Source organism: Thermodesulfobacteriota bacterium (genome assembly GCA_040755095.1).
Lineage (GTDB): Bacteria > Desulfobacterota > Desulfobulbia > Desulfobulbales > JBFMBH01 > JBFMBH01.
Window position 1 is genome coordinate 1 of sequence record JBFMBH010000141.1, and the last position, 11271, is coordinate 11271.

Below are 11271 nucleotides of genomic sequence, written 5' to 3' on the forward strand. Positions count from 1 at the left end.
CGGTCGAGGCCTGATTGTCCCCTCGGCCAGACACTCGCGACAAGGCTGTCATGGATTTCGAGATTGTGATCGGGCTGGAGGTGCACGCCCAGCTCAAGACCGCCAGCAAGATCTTCTGCGGCTGCTCCACCCGCTTCGGCGCGCCGCCCAACACCAACACCTGCCCGGTCTGCCTGGGCATGCCCGGGGTGCTGCCGGTCCTGAACCGGAAGGTGGTGGATTACACCATGGCCATGGCCCTGGCCACCGGCTGCACCATCCGCTCCCGGTGCCAGTTCGCCCGCAAGAACTACTTCTACCCCGATCTCCCCAAGGGCTACCAGATCTCCCAGTTCGAGCTGCCGTTGGCCGAGCACGGCGCCGTGGTCATCGACACCGAGGCGGGCCGCCGGCGGATCGGCATCACCCGCATCCACATGGAGGAGGATGCCGGCAAGCTGATCCACGACGAGCGGCAGCCATTGAGCTATGTGGACCTCAACCGCACCGGCACGCCGCTCATGGAGATCGTCTCCGAGCCGGACCTGCGCTCGCCGGAGGAGGTGGCCGCCTACCTGCGCAAGCTGCACCAGATCCTGCGCTATCTCGACATCTGCGACGGCAACATGGAGGAGGGCTCCTTCCGCTGTGACGCCAACATCTCCCTGCGGCCGGCCGGAGCCTCGACCTTCGGCACCCGCACCGAGCTCAAGAACATGAACTCCTTCCGCAACGTGCAGCGGGCCCTGGAGTTCGAGGCCCGGCGGCAGCGGGACGTCCTCCTGGACGGCGGCAGCGTCGTCCAGGAGACTCGGCTCTGGGATGCCGACCAGGGCGCCACCTTGCCCATGCGGGGCAAGGAGGAGGCCCACGACTACCGCTACTTCCCGGATCCGGATCTGGTGCCCCTGGCCATCGATGCGGCCTGGATCGAGGCGGTGCGGGCGCGCCTGCCGGAGCTGCCCGACGCCCGGCGGCAGCGCTTCGAAGAGGCGCTGGGGCTGGGCGCTTACGACGCCGGGGTGCTCACCGCCAGCCGGCCCTTGGCCGACTACTTCGAGGCGGTGCTGGCCGGCTATCCCCAGCCCAAGAAGGCGGCCAACTGGATCATGTCCGAGCTCATGCGGGAGCTGAAAGGCGAAGAGGGCGATCCGGCTGCCCTGCCGATCACCCCGGCCAGCCTGGGCCGACTTTTGACCCTGGTGGACCAGGGTGCCATCAGCGGCAAGATCGCCAAGTCCCTGTTCGTGGACATGCTGGCCACCGGCAAGGACCCCGATGCCCTGGTGGCGGAGAAAGGCCTGTCCCAGGTCAGCGACGAAGGCGAGCTGGCCGTCCTGGTCCAGGAGATCGTCGCCGCCAACCCCGAGCAGGCGGCCCAGTTCCGGGCCGGTCGTACGAAGATCATGGGCTTTTTTGTCGGCGAGCTCATGAAGCGCACCAGGGGCCGCGCCAACCCCCGCCTGGCCAACGACCTCTTCAGCCGGGCCCTGGCCGAATAGCCAGCGTGGACCGCCACCAGACCCGCCAGCTGGAAAGACTTCTCATCTACATCCTCGGCCACCGGCCGGACGAATTCGGCCTGGTGCTCGACCAGGCGGGCTGGCTGCCGGCGAAAGAGCTGTTGCGGGCGGTGCAGCAGGAGCCGGGCTGGGCCTTTCTGCGGGACGGCCTTCTCAAGGACCTGCTCCTGACCTCCGGCCAGGAGGAGATGGAGGTGAGCGAGGACGGCCGGTTGGTGCGCGCCCGGCGGCGGCTGCCTTTGCCGGTGGCGGCCAGCCGGCCGGCGGTGCTTTTTGCCGCGGTGCGGCCCCGGGCCTATGCCCATGTCCGGGCCGAGGGACTGGCACCGGCTGCCGGCCGCAGCCTGGTGGTGCTGGCCCGGACCGAGGAGCTGGCCCGTTGCATCGGCCGGCGCCGGGACCCGGAGCCGGTGATCGTCCGGGTGGACGTGCAGGCCGCCCTGGCGGAAGGGGTGGTCTTCCAGCCCTGCGGCGAGACCCTGTTTCTGGCCGACCGGCTGCCGGCGACCGTCTTGACCGGCCCCCCCCTGCCCAAGACCCGGGAGAAGGCACCCTCCGCCAGGAAGACCGCTCCGGAGCCGGTGATCAACCCCTTCCGGGACCTGATCGGTTCGGCCGGGGACAACCGGTCCGGGAAGGGCCGGCCGGGCAAGTCCGGGCCGGCCTGGAAGAAGGAGCGGCGGCGGAAGCGGGACCAGGACTGGTTTTGAGGCCGTCCATGCTGCCCTATCCCAACATCGATCCGGTACTGGTGGCCATAGGGCCGGTGCAGGTGCGCTGGTACGGCCTCATGTACGTGCTGGGCTTTGTCGCCACCCATTTCCTGGTGCGGCACCAGACCCGCCGCTTCCAGCTGACCCGGCTGGCGGCCCAGATGGACAACCTCAATGTGGTCCTGCTGCTGTCTTTGGTGCTGGGGGCCCGGCTTGGCTATATCCTCTTCTACAACGGGCCGTATTTCCTGGACAATCCTCTGGAGGCCCTGGCGGTTTGGCGGGGCGGGCTGTCCTTCCACGGCGGCCTTCTGGGCCTCATCCTGGGGGGCTGGTGGTTCTGCCGCCGGGTCGGCCTGGGCTTCTGGCAGACCGCCGACGCCTACACAGTGACCATGCCGGTCGGCCTGGCCCTGGGCCGGCTGGGCAACTTCATCAACGGCGAGCTCTATGGCCGGGTGAGCGACGTGCCCTGGGCCATGGTCTTCCCCCAGGGCGGGCCCCTGCCCCGCCATCCCTCCCAGCTTTACGAAAGCCTCCTGGAGGGGGTGGTCCTTTTTGCCATCCTCTGGCAGGTCAAGAACCGCCGGCTGCCGGCCGGCAGCATGCTGGGCCTGTTCCTGGTCCTCTACGGCCTGTTCCGTTTCGTGGTCGAGGCCTTCCGGGAGCCGGATCCCCAGCTGGGCTTCATCCTCGGCCCCCTGACCATGGGCCAGCTTCTGTGCAGCCTCATGCTGGTGGCCGGGGCGATCCTCTTCGTGGCCCGTAACCGCGGCCGTCCCCTGGCATCGGGCTCGGCCAACTACCCTTAGGGAGGGTGTCGCAGGTGAGCCGCTTTCTCGCAACAGTCAGCCTTTTCGCGACGGTGATGGCGATGACGATCTCGATGGCAGGCCCGATAGCCCAGGCCGAGGACCTCGGCCGCCACCTCTACAAGTCCACCCTGGACAACGGCCTGACGGTCATCGTCAAGGAGACGCCGGCCAGCCCGGCGGTGACGGTGCAGATCTGGGTCCGGGCGGGCAGTGTCTACGAGGATCCCGGCGAGGCGGGCATCACCCACCTCATCGAGCACATGATCTTCAAGGGCACCCCCACCCGGGGGCCGGGCGAGCTGGCCGGGGTGATCGAGGGCCTGGGCGGCTCGGTCAATGCCTTCACCTCCTACGAGTACACCGTCTACCACGCCACCCTGGCTGCCGCGGGCTGGGAAGCGGCCCTGGACGTCCTGGCCGATGCCGTCCTCCACTCCGTCTTCGACCCCGCCGAGCTGGAGCGGGAGAAGCAGGTGGTGCTGGAGGAGGTGCGCATGCGCCAGGATCGGCCGCCGATCCGGCTCTTCGAGGCGCTGATGGCCAACGCCTACAGCCAGCACCCGTACCGCCGGCCGATCATCGGCAGCGAGGCCACGGTGGCGAGTCTCACCCGGGACAAGATCCTGGCCTACATCGACCGCCATTACCAGGCCGGCAACCTGGCGGTGGTGGTGGTGGGGGATGTGGCGGCCCAGAAGGTGGAGGCGCGGGTGAGCCAGCTTCTGGGCGGGCTGCCGGCCAGCACCAGGCAGCGGCCGGAGCTGGTGCGGGAGCCGCTGCCTGCGAGCCCCCGCTTCTTCCAGATCGTCGACGATGTCCGCCAGGTGCACCTGGCGGTGGGCCTGCCCATCAGCCGCTTCGACAGCCCGGACACCGCGATCCTGGATCTGGTCTCCCACATCCTGGGCCACGGCGAGAGCTCCCGTCTGTACCATCGGCTGCGGGACGAGCTGGGCCTGGTCTTCCGCATCGATGCCTCCACCTTCACCCCCGCCGACCCGGGCCTCTTGGAGATCACCGCCCTCGTTGATCCCGCCAAGGCGGAGGCAGCCCTGGAGGCGTGCCTCACCGAGGTCTTCCGGCTCCGGTACCAGCCGGTGACGGCCGAGGAGCTGGAGCGGGCCAAGCGCAACCTGGAGGCGGACTTCGTCTTCAACCTGGAGCGGGTGGAGGGGCAGGCCCGGATGCTGGGCTCCTTCGAATTCCTGGCCGGCGACCCCCGGGAGACCGCCTATCTCAACCGGCTGCGGGAGGCCACCGCCCAGGATGTCCAGCGGGTGGCCGGCCAGTATTTCGAGGGCAGCCGGGTGGTGGCCGGCCTGCTGGTGGCGGCCGACAGCCACTCGGCCCTGGAGGCTGGCACCCTGCGGGATCTGGTGGAGCGGGCCGATGCCGCAGCCCGGGAAGGGGCGTCCAGCTCCCTGGTGCCGGAGGCCTTTCTTTCCGACGTCCACCGCTTCCAGCTGGACAACGGCATCACCCTTCTGGTGCGGGAGGCGCCGGACGTGCCCACCGTCGGGGTGCGCCTGGTCTTTCCCGGTGGCCTCATGGCCGAAGACCGGGACACCAACGGCGCCTTCACCTTCCTGAGCGAGCTTCTGCCCAAGGGCACCGAAAAGCGCTCGGCCCGGGAGATGTCCCTGGCGGTGGCCGACATGGCGGCCGACATCGCCGGCTTCACCGGCAAGAACACCTTCGGCCTCCGGGGCTCCTTTCTGGCCCGCTTCCTGGAAGAGGGCCTGGGGCTCATGGCCGAGGTCATCCGCACACCGGCCTTGGCCCAGGAGGAGATCGACAAGCTCAGGCCCGAGCTCTTGGCGCAGCTGCGGCAGCAGGACGACTCCCTGCCCACCGTGGCCTTCCGGGAGCTCAACCGCCAGCTTTACGGCGACCACCCGTACGGCCTCAACCTGGCCGGCTCCGAGACCTCGCTGGCCGCGCTCACCCGGGAGGATCTGGCCCGGATCTACCGGCAGCAGGCGCGGCCGGAGCGGCTGGTGATGGCCGTGGTCGGGGATGTGCAGGCGGCCAAGGTCCGGGACCTGGTGGCCCGGCTCTTTGGCGACTGGCCGGCGGCCGGCAGCGCCGCGGAGCGGCCGGCGCCGGTCCCGCCGGATCCGCCGCCGGCCCCCCGCCTGGCCATCGTCAGCCGGGAGAAGGAGCAGGTCCATCTGGTGGTGGGCTTTCTGGGCACCACCCTGTCCAGCCCGGACCGCTTCGCCATCGATCTTCTGGAGACGGTGCTCTCCGGCCAGAGCGGACGTCTCTTTGCCGAGCTGCGGGACAAGGAGAGCCTGGCCTACAGCCTGTCCGCCTTCACCCAGCTCGGCCTCGACACAGGTGGCCTCGGCGTTTACATCGGCACCAGTCCCGACAAGAAGGACGATGCCATCCGGGGGATCTGGCGGGAGCTCTACCGGCTGCGGGAGGAGCCCATCAGCGCCGCCGAGCTGGCGCGGGCGAAAAGCGTGCTGGCCGGCCATTACCAGCTGGGTCTCGAATCCTACGGTGCCCAGGCCCTGGAGATGGCCTTGAATGAAACCTACGATCTGGGCTTGGATTTCGGCCGCCGGTACCTGCAGCGGATCGCCGATCTCACCGCCGCCGACGTCCAGGCGGTGGCCCGGAAATACATCCAGCCCGACCGCTACATCATGGTCACCGTAGGCGCCGGCGCCCAGCCCTGACCCCACCGCCGCCCAGCCAGGAGCCGCTCCCATGCGCCGTCATCTCATCGCCCCCTCCATCCTCTCTGCCGATTTCGCCCGCCTGGGCGACCAGGTTCGGGCCGTGCAGGCGGCCGGCGCCGACGTCATCCATGTGGACGTCATGGATGGCCATTTCGTGCCCAACATCACCATCGGCCCCCTGGTGGTGGAGGCGCTGCGGCCGGTCACCGACCTGCCCCTGGACGTGCACCTCATGATCGAGGCGCCGGACCGCTACCTGGCCGCCTTTGCCAAGGCGGGTGCCGATTGGCTCACCGTCCACGCCGAGACTTGCCCCCACCTGCACCGGACCATCCAGGTGATCAAACAGGATCTCGGCAAGCTGGCCGGGGTGGTCTTGAATCCTTCCACCCCCCTGGAGGCGATCCGCTGGGTCCTTCCGGACGTGGATCTGGTCCTGATCATGAGCGTCAACCCTGGCTTCGGCGGCCAGGCCTTCATCCCCTCCGCCCTGCCCAAGATCCGCGCCCTCAGGGCTATGCTGGAAGAGGCCGGCAGCCCGGCCCGCATCCAGGTGGATGGCGGCATTGGCCTTTCCACCCTCGCTCCGGTGGTCGCTGCCGGCGCCGAGATCTTCGTCGCCGGCTCCGCCATCTTCGGCACCCCCGACTACCACGCCACCATCGCCGCCATGCGCCGGATTCTCGACCAGACCCCACCGGCGGGCTGACGTCCGGGCTGCGCGTGAAGAGAAGCCCCACGTGCCGGACGCCGGGATCGACACCTCGGAGCAGGACCCCAAGAACGGCCAAGTCAGACCGCCCTGACGGCCAAATGTCCTGAACGCTTCCTGGACCGCCTCGGGGTTTCGCATCTCCGGGTGCGGTTTGTCCCCGAGGGCGCGAGGCTCCTCCCCTTCTGGTCTGCGCGACCCTGCCGGACGACCCTGGATCTGCTCCGGCGCGGTCAGGGCCATGGTTGAAAGGATCAGGGCGCGGAAGGAGAGCACATCATGAAGCCCACCGGCCTCAACATTCCCTGGCACCGGTATGCCCTCATTACGGAGCTGGCTGACCGGCTTCAGAAGACATCCCCGCAGTTCGGCAAGACTGTCCTCCAGAAGATGGTTTATCTCCTGCAGGAGGCCTTTGGCGTCGACTGCGGGTATGACTTCACTCTCTATACCTACGGTCCCTTTGCCTCCCAGCTCCTGCAAGACCTTGCCCTGGCTGAGTCCCTGGGCGGGGTCGATGTCGAGGCCAGTGCCTCCGCGGTTGGCGGCTATCGAATTACCCCCGGCAAGGAGGCCCCCTCTGTCGTTCACAAGGGGGAAGCATTCCTCCGAGAGACCGACGTCCAACAGGCTCTCACACGGCTGGTGGACGAGTTCGGCAACCTCAATGCCCGGGAGCTGGAGCTGCGCTCCACCCTCGTCTACGTCAACCGGGATCTGCGGCGCGGCGGCAAGACCGCGCAATGGGACGAAACCCTCCGCCTGGTGCAGGAGATCAAGCCGAAATTCCCACCAGCCGAGATTGAGAAAGCTGCCCAGGAGCTTCATGCTCGAGGCTATCTCCTCTGACTGATCGACTGATGCAGGTGTCTTGTGGGCCGCCAGTATCTGGATGGGTCAGCTGGATGACGCAGGGGGGCGCCGTTCAGTCAAGCCGAAGTCCATTCGGGTTGCCTGGCGGCTCCGCAGGGGAGACGCCGTGAGCCGAGCGGGCGTGCGCTCCTCCCAGGGGGACGAGTATCAGCGGCTGGTGGCTCTCCACTGGCTGGTGCGACTCTTGGGCGATACGGCGATCCGAGACGTGCAGGCCGAGAGCCTTGGTCTGCCGGGGGAGGGTTTCCCCGTGAGCGCGGACGACGTGGTCGTCCGCTTCGAGGATGGGCGGGTCTGGCTCAATCTCATCAAAAAGAACCAGCCCAGGCACCGGGTGTGGGGTCTGAGCGATGGGGCGCTTGCCGACGATCTCCGCAAGGCCAGGGATCAACTGGAGGTCTCGTCCACCGCCCAGGTTTGGCTCTACTCCCGAACGCCGTTCGGGGAGCTGGCCTCCCTGATCGAAGACTGCCGAGCCTATCCGGACCATCCGGCCTTCGCCCGGGGCGCCCCTGGCGCCGCGAGTGAGCTGCTGGGCAAGGTGGCCCAGGTCCTGGAGAGGCCTCCCCCAACGGCGTTCGCCCTGCTTGCCCGCGTGCGCATTGCCGACCACCATGGCTTCGAGGCCTGGGAGCGGCTCAACCGGGAGGCGATGGACCGCCTCGCTCCGCACCCGGACCGGGCGCTGGCCGTCCTGCGTGCCCATCTGGATCGGCACCAGACCAAACTGGGCGAGCATGCGCCGGTCATCACCCGGGATGCCCTCCGCAACGCTTTGGCCGCAGAAGGGATCCAACTGGCCCCCCACCGGTCCGAAGACGAAACCCTGGCGCTCTTTCGCAATGCATCCGCCGTCGGCCGCCACTGGCCGCGCACCATTGCCGGCGAGCCCATCCGGCGGCCGGAGCTTGACCGGGTCATCAGCCTGCTGGAGCAGGGCTGCCGCACCATCATGGTCACCGACGGCCCGGGGACCGGCAAGACCTGCCTTCTGCTGGACCTTGCCGACCACATCGAGAAGGTCCAGGCCGCCTGGGCGCTCCTGTTTCTCAAGGCAGACCTCTTTGCGGCCGCGGAAACCGAGGCCGACCTGGTGGCACGGGGGCTCCCGGACGATCTGGTCGGCCGGTGCGCCCGGCTTGCCGCTGTGCGACCGGTGGTCGTGGTGATCGACTCCCTGGATGTGCTGTCCATCGGCCGGCAACAGCGCGCCCTGCGGGTGTTTCTGAGCCTCATGGACCGTCTGGAGAGGACCCGCGGGGTGTCGCTGGTCGCCGCGTGCCGAGAGTTCGATCTGCAGTACGACCCGGTCTTGCGCGGTCGAGCGTGGCAGGAGACCATCCGCCTGGAGCCCTTGCCGTTCCCGGAGGTGGTCGCGCCCCTACTCCGGCGCTGGCAGGTGGAGCCCGAGAGTCTGACGCCGGCGCTCCGGGCGCTGCTCGTGGTTCCGGAGAACCTCCGGGTCTTCGAGAGGCTGGTGGCCATGGGCGGTGTGCCTGCTGGCGTGGCCACGGCGTGGCAGCTCCACGATCGCTACCTCGATGAGATCGTGGGGCGGGACGCGTGTCTGGGCACGGCGGCCCTGGCCGTCCTGGAGACCATGGCCCGCAATCTGGCCCGTGCCCGGGGCTCCGCAGTGCCACGGCGTGCCGTGGCCGGCGACGAAGCGATGGTCCAGCGCCTGGAGAGCCAGGGGATCCTCCATGAGCTGGCGCCAGGCCGTCTGGGCTTTGCCCACCAGACGCTTCTGGAGACAATCCTGGTTCGAAGGGCTTTCGCCCAGGGGCAGGATCTGTGCGCCTTCATCCTTGCGCATCCGCCGTTGCCCTTCATCCGGCCGACCATCCGCTCCTTCTTCTTCGCGCTCCGGGCAACGGATCGGGCCCGGTTCCGGCGGCAAGTCCGAGCGGCTGTCGCCGAGCAGAAGGTCGTCTACCACCTGAAGCGTCTCCTGGTGGAATCGCTGGCAGAGCTGGTACCCGAAGCGGAGGACTGGCCGCTCTGCCGCTTTCTCTTCCACGAGATGCCGGACCTGTTCCGGCGGCTCCTCTGGCGCGTCAATTCCCCAGCCTGGCTTCTGTTCCTGCGGGAGCACTGGCTGCCGGCAGCCAAGGCAACGGCAGGCCGGGAGGAGTGGCTGCTGGATTTCCTCCGCCAGAGCCGGCAGTGGGCGACGAGATGCCCAGCCGAGGTCCTTGGCCTGTGGCGGGAGGCCCTGCAGGAAGGGTGGGGCGCGGAGGATGACGTGGCCCGGTCGGTCATCATCGGCCTGGCGGATTTTGCGGCGTGGCACACCCCGGGCGTCGAGGACCTCTTCACCATTCTGATCGAGAAGTCAGCAGACCGGCATCTTCTGGGACACCCATTGAGCCGATGGGTTGCAGCCACGGATGGTGGCGACGCCCTGCTGTGGCGGTCCATCACCCGAAATGTGGACGACAAGGACATCAGTCCCCTGCAGATCCGGTCCAAGCTTCACTGTGATCCCCATACCTTCGATCCCAACGATTTTCTGGCCAGGAGACTCCTCGCCTCCGACGCGCTTCTGGACCTCGTGCTGGAAGATCTGCGGCGTTGGAGCCAGCGGGCTGCCAAGGTCATGGTCATTGGTGCGCCTGGCCTCTATTCGTTCTGCCTGACCGAAACCTCCTGGGAGGATGCCCGGGAGTGGTTCGACCATGGTCGGCATGTCGGTTCGTTCGTGCTCCTGCTCATCGCTCTCGAGGAGGCACTGAAGGACCGCGCCCGGCGGGACACCGAGTGGTGGCGCGCTCACGAGCCGCAGCTTCGCTACGTACCCGAGCTGGGTCTGCGCTACCTTCTGATCCAGGCATACCGGCAGGCGGTCGAAACGAACATCCCGGGCATGGAGGCCCAGCTGACGGACAAAGCTCTGGTGCGGGACTACCAGCTGGGATACGAGTTGGGGTTGCTCATGCGAGAGGCCTATCCCCATGTCAGCGACGAGGCCCGCCTGGCCAATCAGGCGATCATCCTGGCCCTCTGGGACGACCCGGAATGGCGCGCCGAGAGGGAGGACGAGTGGGCCGCCCGCACGATCTACAACTACCTCATCCGGATCCCTGCCATGTTTCGCACCCCGGAGGCGCAGGGATTTCTTGACCACTGGGCACGGTGCTTCGGCAGGTTCGAGCCGAAGCCAAGACTGCGCTCCTGGGGGGGCCTGGTGGGGTCGCCCCTCACCGTGGATGAGATGTTGGGCCTTTCCGACCAGGGGGTTCTACGGCTGCTGGACCATTACCAACTGGACCCGGAGCGCCGCGAGATGACCGATCGGGGTTATGTCGGCGGCTGGACGCAGGTCGAACAGGTGTTGCGGGATGCTGCGGCGCGGGATCCACTGCGTTTTCTGGGCCTGTTGTCTGATCGGCTGTCCCGGGCAGACGGCGACCCGGGCTATGGCCAAGCAATCGTGACGGGCGCCGCCGATCACTTGGCCATTCGGTTCGAGACCCTGCAGTCATCCCGGGGCTGGCAGCCCTTGGCGCCTCTCCCCGAGGCGGCCGATCTCGCGCGTAACCTGCTCGGTCTCCTGGACCGGCCGCCGCTCCTGGGCCGGCGGGACCGGGACTTGGCGTGGGTGCTTGGCGCCTGTACCGAGGTGTTGGAGGACGAGGCTTCCTTGGCCCGCCTCGTGCTCCGCCTGCTGGATCTGAGTCGATCCCCTGATCCGACCGTGGATGACGACTCAGGCCCAGGAAGTGACCTCGAGCGTGCGGCCTTCAACTCCGTGCGCGGTATGGTGGCCGGGACTGCGGTGCGTCTCTGCAACCGCCTGCTCGACCAGGAGCTTTATAGTGGACCCCGAAAATGAGACAAACACCGATTTTCGCGCCCCCTATCACCGTCACAGCGGCATAACATCCGCCAGGTGATTCAGGCGAAATGGAGGTTGAGGGTGACACCGTCAAGCCAGGGAAGTTGCCGAGGCAAGTGCTGCCAGGG

Annotated in this window: 7 protein-coding genes; all 7 read left to right on the forward strand. The window is 68.0% G+C overall.

Annotation, left to right across the window (positions count from 1 at the left end):
- Positions 1-50 precede the first annotated feature (50 nt).
- The 7 genes from gatB (at position 51) to AB1634_16530 (ending at position 11140) form a co-directional block, all read left to right on the forward strand.
- Positions 51-1481 (forward strand): Asp-tRNA(Asn)/Glu-tRNA(Gln) amidotransferase subunit GatB, encoded by a 1431-nt coding sequence (gene gatB / locus AB1634_16500; GenBank protein ID MEW6221116.1) that lies wholly within the window; start codon positions 51-53, stop codon positions 1479-1481.
- Between the two features lie 5 nt (positions 1482-1486).
- On the forward strand, positions 1487-2212 hold the full coding sequence (locus AB1634_16505) for an RNA 2'-phosphotransferase (protein MEW6221117.1): 726 nt from the start codon (positions 1487-1489) through the stop codon (positions 2210-2212).
- A gap of 8 nt (positions 2213-2220) precedes the next feature.
- Positions 2221-3027: a prolipoprotein diacylglyceryl transferase gene (lgt, locus tag AB1634_16510; GenBank protein ID MEW6221118.1), complete on the forward strand. Its 807-nt coding sequence runs from the start codon at positions 2221-2223 to the stop codon at positions 3025-3027.
- A 74-nt stretch (positions 3028-3101) separates the two neighbouring features.
- On the forward strand, positions 3102-5717 hold the full coding sequence (locus AB1634_16515) for a pitrilysin family protein (protein ID MEW6221119.1): 2616 nt from the start codon (positions 3102-3104) through the stop codon (positions 5715-5717).
- Positions 5718-5748: 31 nt separating this feature from the next.
- A complete protein-coding gene (gene rpe / locus AB1634_16520) occupies positions 5749-6429 on the forward strand; it encodes a ribulose-phosphate 3-epimerase (GenBank protein MEW6221120.1) in 681 nt (226 codons plus the stop codon).
- 282 nt (positions 6430-6711) lie between these two features.
- Positions 6712-7281 (forward strand): hypothetical protein, encoded by a 570-nt coding sequence (locus AB1634_16525; protein MEW6221121.1) that lies wholly within the window; start codon positions 6712-6714, stop codon positions 7279-7281.
- A 130-nt stretch (positions 7282-7411) separates the two neighbouring features.
- Complete coding sequence (locus AB1634_16530) at positions 7412-11140, forward strand: ATP-binding protein (protein MEW6221122.1); 3729 nt, start codon at positions 7412-7414, stop codon at positions 11138-11140.
- Positions 11141-11271: the final 131 nt, after the last annotated feature.